We start from the raw sequence: 21,915 nt of genomic DNA on the forward strand, positions 1-21,915 counted from the left end.
TTGCGGCGAAGCTCTGGGCTTGGATCTGATCAATCATCCCGAACAGCTTGAGCTTCCACAGCATGCCGCGATGTCGGCGGGGTGGTTCTGGAAAAAGAACGGCCTGAATGACCTGGCGGATGCCGGCGACAATGCAAACATCGGCAGCATCATCAACACCGGTCGGCGTGGGCGGACGCCGAACGGTGCCGAGGATCGCTCTTCGCTGTACGCCAAGGCGCTGAAGGTGTTGGCGTGATTGCCGTTCCGTGGAAAGCGGTGGGCGCGCTGGCGCTGGTGCTGATCGGCGCTGGCAGCGCCTGGCAGTTTCAGGACTGGCGCTACGGCAAGCAGTTGGCCGAGCAGTCCCAGCAGCACGCCGAAACCCTCAATCAACTGACCCGGGCCGCGGCCACTGCACAGCAGGCCGAGCAGGACAAGCGTCTGGCGCTCGAGCAGCGGCTGGCGGCCAGCGAGCGAACCCACTTCAGGGAAATGACCGATGCCCAACGTGACCAAGATCGCATGCGCGATCGCCTTGCCACTTCTGATTTGCGGCTGTCAGTCCTCCTCGACGCAACCGACGCTGCCAAAGGCTGTGGTGTGCCAGCCACCGCCGGCACCGGCAGCGTGGATCATGCAGCCGTACGCGCCCGACTTGACCCGGCGCATGCTCAACGAATTATCGCCATCACCGACACCGGCGACCGGGGACTGATCGCGCTGCAGGCGTGTCAGGCCTACATACGGACGTTGACGCCGATTCGTCTCGAATAAGGCTCGCTCAGTCCAGCGGTATTGGATCAGGGGATTTTGTAAATATGCTCTTGCCCTGTAAGGCCAAGATATTCGCGTTCAGTTCGCTGATGTGCCTGTTCTTCGCCATCAGCTCCCAGTTGCTGCAAGTTTCGATGTTGCTGGCGCGACTGTTCGCTTCCGCGGCTTCAGCCTTGGCTGCGATTAACTCTACCCTGAGAGAACTCCTCTCGAGCGTGAGCGCATCATTGTCACGCACCAAACCCTGAACATTTTCCAGCGCGCGCTCGAGCTTGAGGGTAAGCGCTTCGAATTCGTTCTCATACATCCGGAGCTGATGCCGGCAGGTTTCGAGCGGGGTCGGGTTGCCGAGCCAATCGTCGGTATCTTCTATATAGAGGGAATCCACGGGTATGCCTGCTGATTACTGGTTGCATATACAGTAATCGAGGCGCTGCAGGTGGGCGAGGGTGAGGCGACGAGCTGTAGGAGTTTGGATTGGTGTTCGATCGGCAGGACGCCGTGGTGGGGATAAAGCTCGTACCAATTTTTGTACCACTGCGTGTGTTTCGCAGTAGTTCGGTGTGTGGCACAGGGTAGTCGAACCCCAATAAACATTGGGGCTCTCTACACTGAGACCCATAGCAAAACCCAAAAATAATATTAGGAGTATGGCTGAAGAACTGTCGATGGTTGTTTGAATGACCTGAAAATCTCGTGAAAAGGCCTGTGAAAAGAGGGGTTTCCGTCGAACGGTTAGAGTTTTTTCTCAGGAACAAAAAACCCCGCACAGGGCGGGGTTCTTTTATTGCGAAAAAACGTCTCAGGCGTGCAGGGTTTCTGCCGCGTAGAGGGTGTTTTCCAGCAGGCAGGCACGGGTCATCGGGCCAACGCCGCCCGGTACCGGAGTGATCCAGCCGGCGCGGGGCAGGGCGGTTTCGTACACCACGTCACCGACCAGCTTGCCGTCGTCCTGACGGTTGATGCCGACGTCGATCACGATCGCGCCTTCCTTGATCCACTCGCCCTTGACCAGACCTGGCTTGCCGGCGGCTACCACTACCAGATCGGCACGACCAACGTGGCCGGCCAGATCCTTGGTGAAGCGGTGCGTGACGGTCACGGTGCAGCCGGCCAGCAGCAGTTCCATCGCCATCGGGCGACCGACGATGTTGGACGCGCCAACCACCACCGCATCCAGACCATAAAGGTCAACGCCGGTGCTTTCCAGCAAGGTCATGATGCCTTTCGGAGTGCACGGGCGCAGCAGCGGAATGCGCTGGGCCAGGCGGCCGACGTTATAAGGATGGAAACCATCGACGTCTTTGTCCGGGCGGATGCGCTCCAGCAGTTTGGAGGCATCCAGGTGCTCCGGCAGCGGCAATTGCAGCAATACGCCGTCGATGGCCGGGTCGTCGTTGAGGCGATCGATCAGATCGGTCAGTGCTTCTTGAGTGGTTTCGGAAGGCAGGTCGTAGGCTTGAGAGAGGAAGCCGACCTCTTCACAGTCTTTACGCTTGTGCGAGACATAAACCTGAGAGGCAGGATCGCTGCCGACCAGGATCACCGCGAGGCCGGGAGTGCGCAGGCCTTGCTGGCGACGCTCGGCAACTCGTTGGGCGATCTGCTGGCGCAGGCTGGCGGCGATCGATTTGCCGTCGATTAGTTGTGCAGTCATTGCGCGTGATTAACCATCGAGAGGGGAAAAAAAGAGAACGCATTCTCGCATGTCAGGCGGTGAGGGCAAAGGCGCTTGGTCAGCAAATTCCCCTAACTCCTTTAATTAAATGAATTTTTTTCAAAAAAGATTTGACGACCTAAAGGTCGCTCTATACTATTCGTCGCACTTGTCGGGCACAGCCTAGCACTGGTTAAGAAGGTCGAGCGGAATTACGGTTCTGCGAAGCTGGAAAGCACTTAGTTTGTAGTCCTCCAAGGGTACAGATTAACAAGGCGCCCGTAGCTCAGCTGGATAGAGCATCCGCCTTCTAAGCGGATGGTCGCAGGTTCGAGTCCTGCCGGGTGCGCCATTAGGCAGCTTTGGCACAAGTAACGCGATATGGTGGGCGTAGCTCAGTTGGTAGAGCACGGGATTGTGACTCCCGTTGTCGTGGGTTCGATCCCCATCGTCCACCCCATATTTCGAAAGGCGCCAGATGTAACAGTCTGGCGCCTTTGCTTTAAAAAGCTTCATCTGCGGATGTGGTGGAATTGGTAGACACACTGGATTTAGGTTCCAGCGCCGCGAGGCGTAAGAGTTCGAGTCTCTTCATCCGCACCAATTAAAGCTTCATTCATGCCGCAGGCCTGATGAAGTTCAGCAAAGAAGTTGAATGGCTTTTTTGTGACGCAATATGGTGGGCGTAGCTCAGTTGGTAGAGCACGGGATTGTGACTCCCGTTGTCGTGGGTTCGATCCCCATCGTCCACCCCATATTTCGAAAGGCGCCAGATTTAACAGTCTGGCGCCTTTTTTGTTTTACGGCTTGTGGTTTGTTGCGCTGGTTTTCGGCTCGAAGGGCAAGGCGTTTCGTCGTGTTCATGGGCTTGCGGCCTGCGTGCCGACCACCGGCCATGTTCGCAGGATCGGCCGTCAGGGAGATGGCTCGCGGTCTCTTCTATATATAGAAGCGGTTGAAGCAGAGCCCTGGCGTGATGGTCTTTATTCATCTTCGGGGTGGAGTGCATTGATGCATTCACACCTATAAATGGCCTGCTGTTTTTTTACCCGTTTTCAGTAGGGTGACTTCTTGAGTTTGACCCACTAGAATGCATGCCCTTGATTCTGGGGTCGGAAACGGCCGGCTAACGTCTGTGCAACGAGGAATATCCATGCAAGTTTCTGTTGAAAATACTACTGCTCTTGAGCGCCGCATGAGCGTCACCGTGCCGGCTGAGCGCATTGAGAGCCAGGTCAACAAGCGTCTGCAGCAGACTGCCCAAAAGGCCAAGATTGCTGGCTTCCGTCCAGGCAAAGTGCCAATGAGCGAAATCAAGCGCCGTTTCGGTGCTGACGCTCGTCAGGAAGCTGTTGGTGATGTCATCCAGTCCTCCTTCTACGAAGCTGTGGTTGAGCAGAAGCTGAACCCTGCCGGTTCGCCTTCGATCGAGCCTAAGTCGCTGGAAGCTGGCAAGGACCTGGAATACGTAGCCGTATTCGAAGTGTTCCCTGAGTTCACCGTTGCCGGTTTCGACGGCATCACTGTCGAGCGCCTGAGCGCTGAAGTGGCTGACGCTGATCTGGACAAAATGCTGGACATCCTGCGCAAGCAGAACACCCGTTTCGAAGTGGCCGATCGTGCCGCTCAGAACGAAGACCAGTTGAACATCGATTTCGTTGGCAAGGTTGACGGCGAAGCATTCGCTGGCGGCTCGGCCAAAGGTACTCAGCTGGTGCTGGGTTCCGGTCGCATGATCCCGGGCTTCGAAGAAGGCCTGGTGGGCGCTAAAGCGGGCGAAGAGCGCGTTCTGAACCTGACCTTCCCAGAGGACTATCAGAACCTGGACCTGGCCGGCAAAACCGCCGAGTTCACCGTGACAGTAAACACCGTTTCCGAGCCAAAGCTGCCAGAGCTGAACGAAGAGTTCTTCGCTCAATTCGGCATCAAGGAAACCGGTCTGGAAGGCTTCCGCACCGAAGTTCGCAAGAACATGGAGCGTGAGCTGCGTCAGGCCATCAAGTCCAAGGTAAAAAATCAGGTTATGGACGGTCTGCTGGCCACCAACCCGATCGAAGTGCCTAAGGCTCTGCTGTCCAACGAAGTTGACCGTCTGCGCGTGCAGGCTGTTCAGCAGTTCGGTGGCAACATCAAGCCTGACCAACTGCCGGCCGAGCTGTTCGAAGAGCAAGCCAAGCGCCGCGTAGTGCTGGGTCTGATCGTAGCTGAAGTGGTCAAGCAATTCGACCTGAAGCCTGACGAAGCCCGCGTTCGCGAAATGATTCAGGAAATGGCTTCTGCTTACCAGGAACCTGAGCAGGTTGTGTCCTGGTACTACAAGAACGAGCAGCAACTGAACGAAGTCCGTTCGGTTGTGCTGGAAGAACAAGTTGTGGATACTGTTCTGCAGAAAGCTAGCGTGACCGACAAATCGGTCTCTTACGAAGAAGCGGTCAAGCCGGTAGAAGCTCCAAAAGCCGACTGATTGTTTTTGCGTTAAGAAGTACACACATAAGCCAGCCTTCGAGCTGGCTTATGCGTATTCAAGACATAACTATTTGGGAGTGACTGCAGAGCATGTTCCGTAATTCGTATATTCAGCAGAACTCTGATATCCAGGCCGCCGGCGGCCTGGTCCCGATGGTTGTCGAGCAATCTGCTCGTGGCGAGCGCGCCTATGACATCTACTCGCGCCTTCTGAAGGAGCGTGTAATCTTTCTGGTGGGTCCTGTAGAGGACTACATGGCCAACCTGATCTGTGCGCAATTGCTGTTCCTTGAAGCGGAAAACCCGGACAAGGACATCCATCTCTATATCAACTCCCCGGGCGGTTCGGTGACAGCGGGCATGTCGATCTACGACACCATGCAGTTCATCAAGCCAAACGTATCGACGACCTGCATTGGTCAGGCGTGCAGCATGGGTGCATTCCTGCTGACGGCCGGTGCTCCTGGCAAGCGTTTCTGCCTGCCGAACTCGCGTGTGATGATTCACCAGCCACTGGGCGGTTTCCAGGGTCAGGCTTCGGATATCGAAATCCATGCCAAGGAAATCCTCTTCATTCGCGAGCGTCTGAACACGCTGATGGCCAAGCACAGCGGTCGTACCCTTGAAGAAATCGAGCGCGACACCAATCGCGACAACTTCATGAGTGCAGAAGCTGCGAAGGAATACGGCCTGATCGACGAAGTCATCAGCCAGCGTCCTGCGTAAAATAAGCAGCTCAAAATAAGGTTGGTCGGCAGGTCCGACCACCAGCGGGCTTGAAAAAGCCCGCAATAGCCTTCATCTTGTGTTGCAAGCCTATCGGATTTGGATCGAACGAATGACTGACACCCGCAACGGCGAGGACAACGGCAAGCTGCTCTATTGCTCCTTCTGTGGCAAAAGCCAGCATGAAGTACGCAAATTGATTGCCGGCCCCTCGGTCTTTATCTGCGACGAGTGCGTCGACCTGTGCAATGACATCATCCGTGAGGAGGTGCAGGAAGCCCAGGCCGAAAGCAGCGCGCATAAATTGCCTTCGCCTAAAGAAATCAGCGGCATCCTTGATCAGTATGTAATCGGTCAGGAGCGTGCGAAAAAGGTTCTGGCCGTAGCGGTGTACAACCACTACAAGCGCCTGAATCAGCGTGACAAGAAGGCTGACGACGTCGAACTCGGCAAGAGCAACATCCTGCTGATCGGCCCGACAGGCTCCGGTAAAACCCTGCTGGCCGAAACACTGGCCCGCCTGCTGAACGTTCCGTTCACCATCGCCGACGCAACCACCCTCACCGAGGCCGGTTACGTAGGTGAAGATGTCGAGAACATCATTCAGAAATTGCTGCAAAAGTGCGATTACGACGTGGAAAAGGCCCAGATGGGCATTGTCTACATCGACGAAATCGACAAGATTTCCCGCAAGTCCGACAACCCGTCGATCACCCGCGATGTTTCCGGTGAAGGCGTGCAGCAGGCCTTGCTCAAGTTGATCGAAGGCACGGTCGCTTCCGTTCCGCCGCAAGGTGGCCGCAAGCATCCGCAGCAGGAATTCCTGCAGGTCGACACCCGTAACATCCTGTTCATCTGTGGTGGTGCGTTCTCCGGTCTGGAAAAGGTTATTCAAAACCGTTCCACCAAGGGCGGCATCGGTTTCAACGCAGAAGTACGCAGCAAGGAAGAAGGCAAGAAAGTCGGTGAATCCCTGCGTGAAGTCGAGCCTGACGATCTGGTCAAGTTCGGTCTGATCCCGGAATTCGTCGGTCGTCTGCCGGTGCTTGCGACGCTGGACGAGCTCGACGAGGCTGCGCTGATGCAAATCCTCACCGAGCCGAAAAATGCTCTGACCAAACAGTATGCCAAGCTGTTCGAGATGGAAGGCGTGGATCTGGAGTTCCGGACCGACGCCCTGAAATCGGTCGCCAAGCGTGCCCTGGAACGTAAAACCGGTGCTCGTGGCCTGCGCTCGATTCTCGAAGGTGTGCTGCTCGACACGATGTACGAAATCCCCTCGCAGTCCGAGGTGAGCAAAGTCGTCATCGATGAAAGCGTGATTGAAGGCAAGTCCAAGCCACTGTATATCTATGAAAACAGTGAGCCGACGGCCAAGGCAGCGCCGGACGCGTAAGCGTCCACACTGCCGGAACAAAGAAGGGGCCTTCGGGCCTCTTTTTTTTATGTCGTTTTTTACATCCGCTTAGCGCTTGTTTTTTTTCGAGGCAGCCCCCATCTTGGTTTCAAGCTTAATTCCATCTGATTACGGCCATATGGCCGCCGTAGAGGCGAAATCATGAAGACAACCATCGAATTGCCTCTCCTGCCATTGCGCGATGTCGTGGTTTATCCGCACATGGTTATCCCGCTGTTCGTGGGGCGCGAGAAATCCATCGAAGCCCTCGAGGCCGCGATGACGGGCGACAAGCAGATCCTGCTGCTGGCCCAGAGAAACCCGGCTGACGATGATCCCGGTGAAGACGCTCTCTATCGCGTAGGTACGATTGCTACTGTGCTGCAGCTGCTGAAGCTGCCGGATGGCACGGTCAAGGTTCTGGTCGAAGGTGAGCAGCGCGGCGCTGTAGAGCGCTTCAGTGAAGTCGACGGGCATTGCCGCGCCGAGGTCTCGCTGATCGATGAAGTCGATGCCGCCGAGCGCGAATCGGAAGTTTTCGTGCGCAGCCTGCTGTCGCAGTTCGAACAATATGTGCAGCTGGGCAAGAAAGTCCCGGCTGAAGTCCTGTCATCGCTCAACAGCATCGATGAGCCTGGCCGCCTGGTCGACACCATGGCCGCGCACATGGCGCTGAAAATCGAGCAGAAGCAGGAAATTCTCGAAATCATCGATCTGTCGGCCCGGGTCGAGCACGTGCTCGCGTTGCTGGATGCCGAGATCGATCTGCTGCAAGTCGAAAAACGCATTCGCGGCCGCGTCAAAAAGCAAATGGAGCGCAGCCAGCGCGAGTACTACCTGAATGAGCAGATGAAGGCCATTCAGAAAGAGCTTGGCGACGGTGACGAAGGTCACAACGAAATCGAAGAGCTGAAAAAGCGCATCGACGCTGCCGGTCTGCCAAAAGATGCCCTGGCCAAGGCCACCGCCGAGCTGAACAAACTCAAGCAGATGTCGCCGATGTCCGCTGAAGCCACCGTGGTGCGCTCCTACATCGACTGGCTGGTGCAGGTGCCGTGGAAGGCACAGAGCAAGGTCCGCCTCGACCTGGCGCGTGCTGAAGACATTCTCGACGCCGATCACTATGGCCTTGAAGAGGTCAAGGAACGCATCCTTGAATACCTCGCCGTGCAGAAGCGCGTGAAGAAGATTCGTGGCCCGGTGTTGTGCCTGGTCGGTCCTCCTGGCGTGGGTAAAACCTCGCTGGCGGAGTCGATTGCCCACGCCACCAACCGTAAATTCGTGCGCATGGCCCTTGGTGGCGTGCGTGACGAGGCGGAAATACGTGGTCACCGCCGGACCTACATCGGTTCGATGCCGGGAAGATTGATTCAAAAGATGACAAAAGTGGGTGTGCGCAACCCGCTGTTCCTGCTCGATGAAATCGACAAAATGGGCAGCGACATGCGTGGCGACCCGGCGTCGGCGTTGCTGGAAGTGCTCGATCCGGAGCAGAACCACAACTTCAACGATCACTATCTGGAAGTCGATTACGACCTGTCCGATGTGATGTTCCTGTGCACCTCGAACTCGATGAACATCCCGCCGGCACTGCTGGACCGGATGGAAGTCATTCGCCTGCCGGGCTACACCGAAGACGAAAAGATCAACATCGCCGTCAAGTACCTGTCGCCGAAGCAGATTGCTGCCAACGGTCTGAAGAAGGGCGAGCTGGAGTTCGACGAAGAAGCGATCCGCGACATCATCCGTTACTACACCCGCGAAGCCGGTGTGCGTGGCCTCGAACGTCAGATTGCCAAGGTCTGCCGCAAGGCCGTCAAAGAGCACGCGCTGGAAAAACGCTTCTCGGTAAAAGTGACAGCTGATCTGCTGGAGCATTTCCTCGGCGTGCGCAAATTCCGTTACGGTCTGGCAGAGCAACAGGACCAGATCGGTCAGGTGACTGGCCTGGCGTGGACGCAGGTGGGCGGCGAACTGCTGACCATCGAAGCGGCCGTGGTGCCGGGTAAAGGTCAATTGATCAAGACCGGTTCGCTGGGCGATGTAATGGTCGAATCGATCACTGCCGCGCTGACTGTTGTACGCAGCCGTGCCAAGAGCCTGGGCATTCCTCTGGACTTCCACGAGAAGCGCGACACCCACATTCACATGCCAGAAGGGGCGACCCCGAAGGACGGCCCTAGCGCTGGTGTGGGCATGTGCACGGCACTGGTGTCGGCATTGACCGGGATCCCGGTACGCGCCGATGTCGCCATGACCGGCGAAATCACTCTGCGTGGTCAAGTGCTGGCAATTGGTGGTCTGAAGGAAAAACTGCTCGCGGCTCATCGCGGCGGAATCAAGATTGTGATTATTCCGGAAGAGAACGTGCGCGATCTGAAGGAGATTCCTGACAATATCAAGCAGGATCTGCAGATTAAACCGGTTAAATGGATTGACGAGGTCCTGCAAATTGCGCTGCAATACGCGCCGGAGCCCTTGCCGGATGTGGCTCCGGAGATAGTTTCCAAGGACGAAAAACGTGAGTCTGATTCAAAGGAAAGAATTAGCACGCATTAATCCGTTTTTGCCTGGGGGGCTTCCTTGACAGCTTTTTAGAGCCCTTGTTATAAAGCGGCTCTTAAGTGTCTGTAGGCCATTCAGCACTGTTTTTGCTTTCACCAAAAAACTTAGAATCATCTCAAAATAGATATAAGGGGACTTAGAGTGAACAAGTCGGAACTGATTGATGCTATCGCTGCATCCGCTGATATCCCGAAAGCTGCTGCTGGCCGTGCGCTGGACGCTGTAATCGAATCCGTCACTGGCGCTCTCAAGGCTGGCGACTCCGTTGTTCTGGTTGGTTTCGGCACTTTCTCCGTGACTGATCGTCCAGCTCGCGTTGGTCGTAACCCACAGACCGGCAAGACGCTGCAAATCGCTGCTGCTAAAAAGCCAGGTTTCAAAGCCGGTAAAGCACTGAAAGAAGCTGTCAACTAAGTTAGTTTGTTTCAGGTTTTTACCCATCCGGGTCGGGGTCAAGCCTGACTTGGCAGCGGAGCGGTAGAGCAGGTCGCTGGAACAGCCGCCTGTTACGCCGGGATCGAGGGTTCGAGCCCTGTCCGCTCCGCCAGTTACGAGAAGGCGCATCCTCGGATGCGCCTTTCTTCTATCCGGATTCTACCCACGCTCCACGGTTGCCTAATTTTTGAAGTTCAACCGTTTCTGGGGGACGCATGCTGCAGAATATCAGGGACAATTCACAAGGCTGGATTGCCAAGACCATTATCGGGGTCATCGTTGCACTGATGGCTTTGACCGGTTTCGATGCCATTTTCAAGGCCACTACGCACTCCAACGATGCGGCCAAGGTCAATGGTGAAGAAATCAGCCAGAACGAGCTGAGCCAGGCCGTTGACATGCAACGTCGCCAGTTGATGCAACAGCTGGGCAAGGACTTCGATGCTTCCTTGCTTGACGAAAAAATGCTTCGCGAGTCGGCCCTCAAGGGCCTGATCGATCGCAAGCTGCTGCTGCAAGGCGCAGAACAATCGAAATTCGCTTTCTCCGAAGGCGCACTGGATCAGGTGATCCTGCAGACCCCTGAATTCCAGGTGGACGGCAAGTTCAGCTCCGAGCGCTTCGACCAGGTGATCCGTCAACTGGGCTACTCCCGTATGCAATTCCGCCAGATGCTGGCTCAAGAAATGCTGATTGGTCAGTTGCGCGCCGGTGTTGCCGGCAGCGGCTTCGTCACCGACGCCGAAGTGCTGGCATTCGCCCGTCTGGAAAAACAGACCCGCGACTTCGCTTCGCTGAACGTCAAGGCCGATCCGGCCGCAGTCAAGTTGACCGACGATGAGGTCAAGGCCTACTACGACGAGCACGCCAAGGAGTTCATGACCCCTGAGCAGGTGGTTGTCGACTACGTCGAGCTGAAGAAGTCCTCGTTCTTTGACCAGGTTGCGGTCAAGGACGAAGACCTGCAGGCGGCGTATCAGAAAGAGATCGCCAACCTGTCGGAGCAGCGTCGTGCGGCGCATATCCTGATCGAAGTCAACGACAAGACGACCGACGCTCAGGCCAAGGCGAAGATCGAAGAAGTCCAGGCGCGTCTGGCCAAGGGCGAGAAATTCGAAGCGCTGGCCAAGGAGTTCTCGCAGGATCCGGGGTCGGCCAACAATGGCGGTGACCTCGGTTTCGCAGGTCCTGGCGTCTATGACCCAGCCTTCGAAAAAGCCCTGTACTCGCTGAACAAGGACCAGGTGTCCGAGCCGGTGCGTACCGATTTCGGTTACCACCTGATCAAGCTGCTGGGTGTTGAAGCGCCGGAAGTTCCGACCCTGGCCAGCCTGAAAGACAAGCTGACCCGCGAACTGAAGACCCAACAGGTCGAGCAGCGTTTCGTCGAGGCGACCAAGCAACTGGAAGACTCGGCGTTCGAAGCGTCTGACCTGGCCCAGCCTGCGGCAGATCTGAAACTGACCGTGCACACCTCCAAGCCATTCGGCCGCGAAGGTGGCGAAGGCATCGCGGCCAACCGTGCTGTGGTGGCCGCTGCATTCAGCCAGGAAGTGCTGGAAGAAAATGCCAACAGCACCGGCATTGAGCTGGATCCGGAAACCGTGGTCGTGCTGCGCGCCAAGGAGCACCTGAAGCCTGAGCAACTGCCGCTGGAAGCTGTCAACACTGCTATTCGTGCCCAACTGACCAAAGAGCATGCCAGCGCTGCGGCCAAGACCAAGGCTGAACAGTTGATCGCCAGTCTGCGTGATGGCAAGACTCCGCTGGACAAGGCGGTTGATGGCCAGAGCTGGAAGGTTGTGACGGCGGCGGCCCGTGCTCAGGAAGGCATTGATCCGACTGTGCTGCAGGCGTTGTTCCGCATGCCGAAACCGGCGGCCAAGGACAAACCGACGTTCACCAGCGTGACCTTGCAGGACGGCAGTCTGATGATTGTGCGTCTGAATGGTGTCAACGAGGCGGTGGCGCCGACTGAAGAAGAGAAGGCTCAGTACCGTCGCTTCCTCGCGTCGCGTGAAGGCCAGCAGGACTTTGCGGCGTTCCGTAAGCAGTTGGAAAGCCAGGCTGATATCAAGCGGTATTGATGTTTGACTGAGTGGTAGCAGGAAAGCCCTGACCTTATGGTCGGGGCTTTTTTTTATGGTTGGGATTTGGGTGTATATCCGTTGCTTCGGGTGCTGCGGCTGGCGGTTTCGCCCTTACGGCGAGTCACTTTGGCAAACGCCCCAAAGTAACCAAAAGTCTGGGCCCCTGCGTTCGGCCCTCGCTTAGGCTCGGGTTCCTTCGCTCCGGGATTCATCCGGGGGCATCGCCTCCGGTTTGCTTCGCTGCACCTCCTCTCGATGTGTTCGACTGCGTCGAACGGTCGCTGCGCTCCCACCCCCGGATAAATCCCTCCACTCAGCCTGCCGATGGGGCCGGCACGGCAAGATCAAGAGCTTTCGGCGAGCTGACACTCGGCCATTTGAGTGGGGCGGCTTCGCCGCATGCGGGGCACGCTTTCTAAACTGTAGGAGCCAGCCAGCCTGCTGGCGAAGGCGGCCTGACAGCCGACCAACCTCTTACTGATGTACTCGGCCCCACTGTGGGAGCGGGCTTGCTCGCGAAGGCAGCCTAGCAGCCACCCACTCCCTCACAGTCCCAATCAAGCCAACCCATTCCCCCGCGCCCTGAGCGCCGCATACAAAGTCAAAACCAGCAACCCCACAACAATCCATGGAAACGCGCCAACCCCCAGATTCCCCAGCAGTAATCCCCCCACCAGTCCGCCGCCGGCGATCCCGACATTCCACAGCGTTACCAGCATCGACTGCGCCGTATCAGCAGCCTCTCCAGCGGTTTTCGCCGAAGCTGTCTGCAGCAGCGAAGGCATCGCACCGAACGCCAGGCCCCACACGGCGACGGCGATGTACACCACGGTCGCCGATTCTCGCCACAGGCCCAAGGCGATGGCGGAGAGCATGAACAGCAGCGTGCTGATCAGCACCAGCTCGCGTAGCCAGTGGTCGATCAGGCTGCCGACGATCCACAGGCTCAGCACCGACGCCAGGCCAAATACCAGCAGCACCCGGTCGATATCGCTGGCCAGTCCCGACGGTTGCAGGAACGGTGCGATGTAGGTGTACAGCAGGTTATGAGCAACCACGTAGGACAGGGTCACGAACAGTACCGGTCGCACGCCGGGCAGAGTGAAGACCTGACGCAGAGGCAGCTGTTTTCCCACGCGCTCGCCGGGGAAGTCCGGCACTTGCCAGCGCACCCAGATCACCAGCAGCAGCGTCAGTGCGGTCATGATCGCGAAGCTCAGGCGCCAGCCGACGATCGTGCCGAGCAACGTTCCCGCCGGGATGCCCAACGACAGGGCAAGCGGCGCGCCCAGCATGGCGACGGTGATGGCCCGGCCTTGCAGATGGGGCGCAACCATGCGGCTGGCATAGCCTGCCAGCAATGCCCAGAGTAGCCCGGCGAAGACCCCGGCCAGCAGTCGTGCGATCAAGGTCAGCCAGTACAGCTCTGACAGGGCGGTGATGCTGTTGGCGATGGCGAAGCCGCCGATGGCTGACAGTAGCAATGGGCGCCGGCGCCAGCTGCGGGTGGCGATGGTCAGCGGAATGGCGGCGAGCATCGAACCAATGGCGTACAGCGTGACCAGTTGGCCGATCAGCGCTTGCGAGACATTCAGCCCCGCGCTCATCTGCGGGAGCAGGCCGGCGGGCATGGCTTCGGTCAGCACGGTGATGAAGCCGGCGGTGGCCAGGGCCAGCAGGGCGCCGAGGGGCAAGCGTTCGGGTTCTTCAAGTGCAGTGCCGAGGTTTGGTGAGGTGAGTTGTGCGTCGTTCATGATTCAGCGTCCATGTGCCGAAGGGGATGAAGGCCATAGGCTAGGGCGCTGCGCATTGGAGAAAAATGGGTTACGGTTCCGAACATATCGGACACGGATGTCGTGAATGGGAGGAGTGGAATGGACAGCCTGGGCAGTATTTCGGTGTTTGTGCAGGTTGCCGAGACCCGCAGTTTTACCGAAGCGGGGCGGCTGCAGGGCGTGTCGTCTTCGGCGGTCGGCAAAAGTATCGCGCGGCTGGAGGCGCGACTTGGCGTGCGGCTGTTTCATCGCACGACTCGCAGCATCACCCTGACCAGCGAGGGTGCGCTGTTCCTCGAGCGCTGTCGCAAGATTCTCGCCGAGGTGGAAGCCGCCGAGTTCGAACTGTGCAATTCCGCGTCGCAACCCCATGGCAAGTTGCGTATCAGCCTGCCGCAGGTGCATGGACTAGTGATGCCGGTGATGAACGAGTTCATGGCGCTGTACCCGCAGATCGAGCTGGATCTGGACCTGACCGATCGCATGGTCGATGTGGTCGAGGAGGGCTTCGATGCAGTGATTCGCACCGGCAAGCCTCGGGATTCACGGCTGATGGCGCGGCCCTTGGGTGATTTTCACATGGTGCTGGTGGCGAGCCCGCTGTATCTGCAGCAACGTGGCATGCCGCAGATCCCAGCCGATCTGGCGGATCACGCCTGTTTGCGGCATACCTTTCACGCCACCGGCAAACTGGAACCGTGGCCGTTGATCCGCGAGGAAAGCGCACCTGAAGCGCGTCTGCCGACCCGACTGGTCAGCACCTCTATCGAAGCCGTCAGCCATGCAGCCATTGCCGGCATGGGCATCGCCTGCCTGCCGGACTTCATGACCCATGAGGCGGTGGCGCAGGGGCGCTTGCAACGGGTGCTGGATGCTCATCTGCAACACGTCGGTCAGTTCTGGGTGTTGTGGCCGTCGAGCCGCCATGCAACCGCCAAATTGCGGGTATTTATCGATCATTTATCGACGCGGCTTTTTCCCGACGCTCATCCTCGGTAAAGTTGTAACTGTTTTAAGACACTAATCCGTGCGCCGCGGGGCCGCGATCTGTTGCACAATACGCCCCGGACCGTTTTCCCTCAGGATGTTTAATGTTGATTTCAACTCCCATGCGTGTCGTTGGGTTGGCGCTGTTGTTGACCGCTGTGGCCGGCTGTTCGAAAGACAAGCCGATCTATGAGCATGAGAATTTCGACGATTCCGGTACGTATTCTCGCAATTACCCGGTTGCCGATGTCGCCAGTTGTGAGGCGGCCCGTCGTGCGCTGCTCAGCCAGGGCTACATCATCACCAGCAGCGACCCGAAACTGGTCAGTGGCCACAAGAGCTTCCAGCAGACCGGTGAAACTCACCTGGAGATCAGCTTCAACGTGGTCTGCGCCGAAGATGGCAGTGCCAAGCACCATGCCACGGTGTTCGCCAACGCCTTGCAGGATCGCTACGCGCTGAAGAAGACCAACAACTCCGCCAGTCTCGGAGTCGGCGTGTTGGGTTCGGTGTCGATGCCGATCGGTTCCTCCGATGATTCGATGGTCAAGGTCGCCAGTGAGACCGTGACCTCGCAGAAGTTCTACGAGCGATTCTTCACCCTGGTCGAACTGTTCCTGCCGGCGGATGCGAAGAAAGCGGCGCACATCGAAGAAAAACCCAAGACCGACCTCGGTGTGCCGGAGCCGAAGCCTGCCGCTGTAGCGCCGACAACCCCGGCTACCCCGGCACCGACGGTAGAAACAACGCCTGCGCCGCCGCCAGCCGGGATTGTCGAGCCAGCCCAGACCACGGCGCCGGCAGCCCCAGCAGCGACCCCAGCGCCGGCCCCGGTTGCACCGACGCCAGTGGGTTCCGAACCTGTGGTGCCGCCTGCCGAGCCCGCGCCGATCACCCCGGCACCGACTGCTGAACCTGCTCCGGCTACCGAAACGATCACGCCGCCGGCCAACCCCACCAATATCCCGCCGCCGTCCGAGCCGATTCCGGCGATGCAATAAGCTGCGCGCAGCCCTCCTGTGGGAGCGGGCTTGCTCGCGAAAGCGGAGTGTCAGTCAATGTATATGTTGATTGACACTGCGCTTTCGCGAGCAAGCCCGCTCCCACATTTGTTTTGTGGTGTACTCAAATCTCGTTACATTCCCCCGACAAAAATCCCGCGATAAATTCCTGACCACCTGCTACGTTTTATTCATGAAGGCGGGATGTCACTTTTCCTTCATACGGGCACGATAGGCTCGAAGCATTGGTTATTTGACCGGGCTATTTTTCAAGCGAGCAGCAGGGGGATGACACGATGGATGACTATCAAGAAGAACTGCTCGAATACCAGGCCTTTGAACTCGATCAGCCAGAACCGGCAGAAGACGCCACCGAGCTGTAAGGCGTCAGGCGGTTTTGCGGTGACTGCGGCGAAACTCGCCAGGGGTCTGACCGCTCCAGCGTTTGAAAGCGCGCTGAAACGCCTCGGCTGAAGCAAAGCCCAGCAGGTAGGCAATTTCGCCGAACGCCAGTTCGGTGTCGCGGATGTAGGTCATCGCCAGATCACGGCGGGTGTCATTGAGGATCGCGCGAAACTGCGTGCCTTCCTCGGCCAGTTTGCGCCGCAACGTCCAGGTCGGCAGCTTCAGACGCGCCGCCACTTCTTCCAGGTCGGGTTCCCGGCCACCATTGAGCAACGGCCCCAACAGCTGAATGATGCGTTCACGCAGACTGCGGGTGCGGGTCAATTGCTCCAGTTCCCGTTCGCACAACGCGAGCAAATGCTTCCAGGTGCTCGGGCAGTGCTCCGGGTTGCGCTGAGCGAGGCTGGTGAGGCTTAAGCGCAGTTGATTGCGTTCGGCGCCGAACTGCAGCGGGCAGTCGCCCAGCACGCTGTAGGCGTCGCGATAGGTTGGCTCGTCAAATTCGATTTCGATGCGTTCCGCTCGCAGTTGCTCGCGGCCGACGCTGGACAGCTGATGCAGCCAGCCAGCGATGATTGAATCCACCACAAAGCGGTTATAGGCGTTGTACGGACTGATCGAATAGAAGCGCAGCCAGGCGCCATTCGCGTCTTCATGAAAACTCGACTGGCCGCGATAGTTGGAACCGTACAACGGCTCGAAGCGGATCAGGCAACGGGCGGCCTCGCGCACGGTCGGCGCCTGAGCGGCGGTGACCCCGGCGAGCCCGGCCTGACTCAAACGACTGAGCTGGCCCATGCGCAGGCCCAGAGCCGGGTCGCCGGTCAACTGAATCGCGCTGTGCCCCAGACGCATGTAGCGCGGGATCGACAGCCGCGCGCCGGCTTCGGCCAGTCGAGCGGCGTCCAGCCCGTATTGTTCCAGCAGCGGTTGCGAGTCGACGCCATGGCTGCGCACGGCATCGGCAAGGCTGTGGACGAAGCCAACCGACAGATCCCCAAGGCGCATCGGCATTGGTTTCATGGTTTACAACCAGATGTTCAGCAGACGCGCGCCACGGGCTTCGCCATCGGCGAATTGCTGGCCGTTGCTGCTGAGGAAGCTTTGTCCCGAACTGGGCTTGTCCCAGAACTGCCCGCGCAGGAACACACTCATCCCAGCAATCGCGCGACTGCTCGGCGGTTGCGCGGTCAGCGTCAGGCGATGCCAGGCCTGACCCTCACTGATTTCCCCGGGCTTGAGGCTGACCGAACCCGGTGTGCTCGAACCCTTGTAGCCGGCCCACGGCTGATTCCAGGCGTCGTGACCGACGACGAAAGCGGGCACCGCCACCAGTTGCGCGCCTTGCTCGTCGAGTCGGCGATAGTTGTCGGGGTACCAGCTGTCGCTGCCGATTAGCACACCCAGACGCCCGGCCGGGGTCTCGATCACGTTGATCGCATGCCCGTCTTCGCTATTGATCACGTCGCGCTGTTCGAAGATCGGGTGCATCTGCCGCTGCGGCTGACCCAGCGGCACACCATCACGGCCGAACACCACGCTACTGTTGAACAGCGCGCCGCTGCCGGGTTTGAGCTGGCCGTCGCGGATGCTCGGTTCGGGCAAGACGATAGAACCGGCCACCAAGGTCACGTGGAATTCCTTGGCCAGCCCGCCGAACAGCGCCTGGTAATCCTTGGCCATGACTTTGGACTTCATGCGCAGGTGCGCGTCGTCGAGGCGATTTTCGCCTTTGGCAGTGAGCCAGGCGCGGGCGAACAGCAACGGATTGCTCGCCGCCAGCCAGTTCATCGCTTCGACGAGAGTCGGGGCCTGGTACAGCTCGTCTTTCTCACCGCTGATCATCAGCCAGGTGCCGACATGCTCGGGCAGGACGACTACGGTTTTTTCGTTGAGCAATCCTTGATCCTGCGCCTGCTGCAGATAGGCTGCGAATTTGCGGTGCAGGCGCTCGGGGCTCTGGTAGTCGGTAGGGAACAGTTCCGGCTGGATGCCCAGCAGGTTGCCTCGATCAGCTGGGGTGCCCTGATCGACCGCCAGTTTGATGCGCAGGTCCGACAGGTAATGGCCCGCCGGCCGGTCCGCCGCCCACATGGCGTAGGTGGTCAGGGCGGCAACGATGGCCATGGAGAAAAACAGGTACAGAAGTTTGCGCATGAAAACCAACAACAGCCGGGTACAGGGTGTGGCACCTAGGGTAGGGCGCATGCTGGCGCTTGCCAAGGGGCGCTGCGCATTTGGATCAATAAGTTGTCAGTTTCGGTCATTGAGTGACAGCAGTGCGACTCTTAGTCTGTCGAACATGACTGACGGGGGACGCAGAGCTCCCGCAATTTCCGTGATCGCTCGTTGTGGAGTTACCGATGACCGCCGCTCATTACCCGCACCTGTTGGCCCCGCTGGACCTGGGATTCACCACGCTGCGCAACCGCACCCTGATGGGTTCGATGCACACTGGCCTCGAAGAAAAACCGGGCGGTTTCGAACGCATGGCGGCGTACTTCGCCGAGCGCGCCCGGGGTGGTGTCGGCCTGATGGTCACCGGCGGTATCGGCCCGAACGACGAGGGCGGCGTGTACTCCGGCGCAGCCAAACTGACCACCGAGGAAGAAGCGCTCAAGCACCGCATCGTCACCCGCGCGGTGCATGAGGCGGGCGGCAAGATCTGCATGCAGATCCTCCACGCCGGGCGTTATGCCTACAGCCCGAAACAGGTCGCGCCGAGTGCGATTCAGGCACCGATCAACCCGTTCAAGCCCAAAGAGCTGGACGAGGAAGGCATCGAGAAACAGATCAGCGATTTCGTCACCTGTTCGGTACTGGCGCAGAGCGCCGAGTACGACGGCGTGGAAATCATGGGCTCGGAAGGTTATTTCATTAACCAGTTCCTCGCCGCGCACACCAACCACCGTACCGACCGCTGGGGTGGCAGCTACGAAAACCGCATGCGCCTGCCGGTGGAAATCGTCCGTCGTGTACGTGAAGCGGTGGGCCCGAACTTCATCATCATTTTCCGCCTGTCGATGCTCGATCTGGTCGAGGGCGGCAGCAGCTGGGAAGAAATCGTGACCCTGGCCAAAGCCATCGAGCAGGCCGGCGCGACCATCATCAACACCGGCATCGGCTGGCACGAAGCGCGGATTCCGACCATCGCCACCAAAGTGCCGCGCGCCGCGTTCAGCAAGGTCACCGCCAAGTTGCGTGGATCGGTGAGCATTCCGTTGATCACCACCAACCGCATCAACACCCCGGAAATCGCCGAGCAGATCCTTGCTGAAGGCGATGCTGACATGGTCTCGATGGCCCGGCCGTTCCTCGCCGATCCGGACTTCGTCAACAAGGCCGCGGAAGGTCGCGCCGATGAAATCAACACCTGCATCGGTTGCAACCAGGCGTGTCTCGATCACACCTTCGGCGGCAAACTCACCAGTTGCCTGGTCAACCCCCGTGCCTGCCACGAAACCGAGCTCAACTATCTGCCGGTGCAGCAGATCAAGAAGATCGCGGTGGTCGGTGCCGGCCCTGCCGGTCTGTCCGCCGCGACCGTGGCCGCCGAGCGCGGGCACCAGGTGACGTTGTTTGATTCGGCCAGCGAAATCGGTGGCCAGTTCAACATCGCCAAGCGTGTGCCGGGGAAGGAAGAATTCTTCGAAACCCTGCGCTACTTCAAGCGCAAGCTGCAGACCACGAATGTCGAGGTGTGCCTGAATACTCGCGTCGACGTGGCGAAGCTGGTCGAGGGCGGTTACGACGAAATCATCCTCGCCACCGGCATTGCGCCGCGAGTGCCGGCGATTCCGGGCGTCGAAAATGCCAAGGTGCTGAGCTACCTGGACGTGATCCTCGAGCGCAAACCGGTGGGCAAACGCGTGGCGGTGATTGGCGCGGGCGGTATCGGTTTCGACGTATCGGAATTCCTTGTGCACCAAGGCGTGGCCACCAGTCTGGATCGCACCGCGTTCTGGAAAGAGTGGGGCATCGACACCCATCTGGAAGCCCGTGGTGGCGTGGCCGGGATCAAACCGGCGCCGCATGCACCGGCCCGTGAAGTGTTCCTGTTGCAGCGCAAGAAAACCAAGGTCGGCGACGGTCTGGGCAAGACCACCGGCTGGATTCACCGCACTGGCCTGAAGAACAAGCAGGTGCAGATGCTCAACAGCGTCGAATACCTGAAGATCGACGACGAAGGCCTGCACATCCGCATCGGCGAAACCGGCGAGCCGCAAGTGCTGGCGGTGGACAACATCGTGATCTGCGCCGGCCAGGATCCGCTGCGTGAGCTGCAGGACGGTCTGGTGGCGGCGGGGCAGAACGTGCACCTGATCGGCGGCGCCGATGTGGCGGCGGAGCTGGATGCCAAGCGCGCGATCAATCAGGGGTCGCGTCTGGCTGCTGAACTCTAAGCCCCACAAATCTCCAATGTGGGAGCGGGCTTGCTCGCGAAAGCGGAGTGTCAGCCAATACACATGTCGACTGACACGACGCCTTCGCGAGCAAGCCCGCTCCCACAGTAGATTTGTGGTGTTCGCAGAATTTATGGATGGCGCGAATCCTGTAGGAGTGAGCCTGCTCGCGATGGCGTCCTGTGAGCGATTAGAATGCCGGCTCAGTCCAGAATGATCATTCGGCCATGCTTCTTCCTCCCGCCAACTGGCTACCCCAAGCCCCCCTCGAACGACTTCAGCTCGACTGGCTCAGCACCGCCGGTATCGAGGTCGCCATCCTGCGTCTGGACCGGATCGACCCGCTGATCAGTGGCAACAAGTGGTTCAAACTCGTTGAGCACCTCAAGGCCGCCGATCGCGCCGGGGCGCGAGGCATCATCAGTCTTGGTGGCGCACATTCCAATCATCTGCATGCGCTCGCAGCGGCGGGCAAACGTCTGGGCTTCAAAACAGTCGGCCTGTTGCGCGGGCATCCGCAGCAGACGCCCACGGTTGTGGATTTGCAGGCGTTCGGCATGCAACTGCACTGGCTGGGGTTTGGCGGCTATCGGGATCGGCATGCGCCGGGGTTCTGGCAGCCGTGGCAGACACAGTATCCGGACTTTCATGCGGTGCCGGAGGGCGGCGGCGGATTGCCCGGGGCGCTCGGTTGTGCGGCGCTGAAGGCGCAGGTCAACGCGCAATTGGCCGGATTGGGCTGGAGCGATTATCACGGCTGGTGGCTGGCCTGCGGCACCGGGACGACCCTGGCAGGGCTGGTGCTCGCCGAGGCGGGAGAGCATCCGGTGTACGGTGCGCTGGCGGTGCCGGAGGACCATGGCGTGGCGCCGCAGGTTGAGGCGATTGTTCAGGAGGCGGGGCGGGTTGCGGTGGACTACGCGCTGTTCGACGCGAGCCGGGGTGGTTTCGCCAAGGTTGATGCACAGTTGCTTGAATTCATCGACAGCACTGAGCGCAGTAGCGGCGTTCCGCTGGAGCCGCTGTACACCGGCAAGGCGTTATTGGCGCTGAAGCAGCAGGTTGAAGCGGGCAGGTTCGAGCACGGCACGCGGCTGATCTTCGTGCATACCGGTGGCTTGCAGGGGCGCCGCGGATTCAGTTCCTGCAGTTGAACTTATGTGGCGAGGGAGCTTGCTCCCGCTCGGCGGCGCAGCCGTCGCAAGTCCAGCGACAGCGCTCTGCCTGAATGTCCGCATTTTCAGAATTTGGGT

The 21,915-nt window shown here is 59.1% G+C and carries 16 protein-coding genes, 4 tRNA genes and 1 pseudogene; 16 read left to right on the forward strand and 5 right to left on the reverse strand.

Features of this window, described 5'->3' with window-relative positions; all coding sequences use genetic code 11:
- Both AC27VU_RS11270 and AC27VU_RS11275 read left to right on the forward strand, forming a co-directional pair.
- Window positions 1-238: pseudogene (locus AC27VU_RS11270) on the forward strand (glycoside hydrolase family 19 protein); the annotation flags it as partial.
- Complete coding sequence (locus AC27VU_RS11275) at window positions 238-756, forward strand: lysis system i-spanin subunit Rz (RefSeq protein ID WP_488724137.1); 519 nt, start codon at window positions 238-240, stop codon at window positions 754-756. The pseudogene AC27VU_RS11270 and the gene AC27VU_RS11275, both read left to right, overlap by 1 nt.
- 7 nt (window positions 757-763) lie before the next feature.
- On the opposite strand, the gene AC27VU_RS11280 is transcribed toward AC27VU_RS11275, so the two are convergent.
- Window positions 764-1,144, reverse strand: coding sequence for a hypothetical protein (locus AC27VU_RS11280; protein ID WP_488724082.1), 381 nt, complete (start codon window positions 1,142-1,144; stop codon window positions 764-766).
- Between the two features lie 414 nt (window positions 1,145-1,558).
- Window positions 1,559-2,413: a bifunctional methylenetetrahydrofolate dehydrogenase/methenyltetrahydrofolate cyclohydrolase FolD gene (folD, locus tag AC27VU_RS11285; protein ID WP_003223627.1), complete on the reverse strand. Its 855-nt coding sequence runs from the start codon at window positions 2,411-2,413 to the stop codon at window positions 1,559-1,561.
- Window positions 2,414-2,688: 275 nt separating this feature from the next.
- Between folD and AC27VU_RS11290 the strand changes: the two genes are divergently transcribed.
- From AC27VU_RS11290 to AC27VU_RS11335, 10 genes are all read left to right on the forward strand, one after another.
- Window positions 2,689-2,765: transfer RNA gene (locus tag AC27VU_RS11290), tRNA-Arg, on the forward strand.
- 32 nt (window positions 2,766-2,797) lie between these two features.
- Window positions 2,798-2,873, forward strand: a tRNA-His gene (locus AC27VU_RS11295).
- Between the two features lie 58 nt (window positions 2,874-2,931).
- Window positions 2,932-3,016 (forward strand) — tRNA-Leu (locus AC27VU_RS11300).
- A gap of 76 nt (window positions 3,017-3,092) precedes the next feature.
- Window positions 3,093-3,168 (forward strand) — tRNA-His (locus tag AC27VU_RS11305).
- A gap of 398 nt (window positions 3,169-3,566) precedes the next feature.
- Window positions 3,567-4,877, forward strand: a complete 1,311-nt coding sequence (gene tig, locus AC27VU_RS11310; protein ID WP_003223629.1) for a trigger factor — start codon at window positions 3,567-3,569, stop codon at window positions 4,875-4,877.
- A 92-nt stretch (window positions 4,878-4,969) separates the two neighbouring features.
- A complete protein-coding gene (gene clpP / locus AC27VU_RS11315) occupies window positions 4,970-5,605 on the forward strand; it encodes an ATP-dependent Clp endopeptidase proteolytic subunit ClpP (protein WP_003223631.1) in 636 nt (211 codons plus the stop codon).
- A gap of 112 nt (window positions 5,606-5,717) precedes the next feature.
- Window positions 5,718-7,001, forward strand: a complete 1,284-nt coding sequence (clpX, locus tag AC27VU_RS11320; protein ID WP_003223632.1) for an ATP-dependent Clp protease ATP-binding subunit ClpX — start codon at window positions 5,718-5,720, stop codon at window positions 6,999-7,001.
- A gap of 162 nt (window positions 7,002-7,163) precedes the next feature.
- Window positions 7,164-9,560, forward strand: a complete 2,397-nt coding sequence (lon, locus tag AC27VU_RS11325) for an endopeptidase La (protein ID WP_003223634.1) — start codon at window positions 7,164-7,166, stop codon at window positions 9,558-9,560.
- A gap of 147 nt (window positions 9,561-9,707) precedes the next feature.
- A complete protein-coding gene (locus AC27VU_RS11330) occupies window positions 9,708-9,980 on the forward strand; it encodes an HU family DNA-binding protein (protein ID WP_008077714.1) in 273 nt (90 codons plus the stop codon).
- A 236-nt stretch (window positions 9,981-10,216) separates the two neighbouring features.
- A complete protein-coding gene (locus AC27VU_RS11335) occupies window positions 10,217-12,088 on the forward strand; it encodes a SurA N-terminal domain-containing protein (protein ID WP_488724083.1) in 1,872 nt (623 codons plus the stop codon).
- Between the two features lie 560 nt (window positions 12,089-12,648).
- Here the strand turns inward: AC27VU_RS11335 and AC27VU_RS11340 are convergent.
- Window positions 12,649-13,845, reverse strand: a complete 1,197-nt coding sequence (locus AC27VU_RS11340; RefSeq protein WP_488724084.1) for an MFS transporter — start codon at window positions 13,843-13,845, stop codon at window positions 12,649-12,651.
- Between the two features lie 120 nt (window positions 13,846-13,965).
- Here AC27VU_RS11340 and AC27VU_RS11345 point away from each other — a divergent pair, with 120 nt between their 5' ends.
- Together AC27VU_RS11345 and AC27VU_RS11350 are read left to right on the forward strand one after the other, a co-directional pair.
- Window positions 13,966-14,865 carry a LysR family transcriptional regulator gene (locus tag AC27VU_RS11345; protein ID WP_262141573.1) on the forward strand — a complete coding sequence of 300 codons (900 nt, stop codon included), beginning with the start codon at window positions 13,966-13,968 and terminating at the stop codon, window positions 14,863-14,865.
- A gap of 92 nt (window positions 14,866-14,957) precedes the next feature.
- The gene (locus AC27VU_RS11350) at window positions 14,958-15,854 is read left to right on the forward strand and encodes a DUF2242 domain-containing protein (RefSeq protein WP_488724085.1); all 897 of its coding nucleotides are present in this window, start codon (window positions 14,958-14,960) and stop codon (window positions 15,852-15,854) included.
- 387 nt (window positions 15,855-16,241) lie between these two features.
- Here the strand turns inward: AC27VU_RS11350 and AC27VU_RS11355 are convergent, their stop codons facing one another.
- Window positions 16,242-17,282, reverse strand: coding sequence for an AraC family transcriptional regulator (locus AC27VU_RS11355; RefSeq protein ID WP_488724086.1), 1,041 nt, complete (start codon window positions 17,280-17,282; stop codon window positions 16,242-16,244).
- Window positions 17,283-17,285: 3 nt separating this feature from the next.
- A complete protein-coding gene (locus AC27VU_RS11360; RefSeq protein WP_488724087.1) occupies window positions 17,286-18,416 on the reverse strand; it encodes a nitrilase-related carbon-nitrogen hydrolase in 1,131 nt (376 codons plus the stop codon).
- Window positions 18,417-18,622: 206 nt separating this feature from the next.
- Here AC27VU_RS11360 and AC27VU_RS11365 point away from each other — a divergent pair, with 206 nt between their 5' ends.
- Together AC27VU_RS11365 and AC27VU_RS11370 are read left to right on the forward strand one after the other, a co-directional pair.
- The gene (locus AC27VU_RS11365) at window positions 18,623-20,662 is read left to right on the forward strand and encodes an oxidoreductase (protein WP_488724088.1); all 2,040 of its coding nucleotides are present in this window, start codon (window positions 18,623-18,625) and stop codon (window positions 20,660-20,662) included.
- A gap of 227 nt (window positions 20,663-20,889) precedes the next feature.
- Complete coding sequence (locus AC27VU_RS11370) at window positions 20,890-21,816, forward strand: 1-aminocyclopropane-1-carboxylate deaminase/D-cysteine desulfhydrase (RefSeq protein WP_488724089.1); 927 nt, start codon at window positions 20,890-20,892, stop codon at window positions 21,814-21,816.
- Window positions 21,817-21,915: the final 99 nt, after the last annotated feature.

The organism is Pseudomonas sp. 14P5.3.2 (assembly GCF_057799175.1).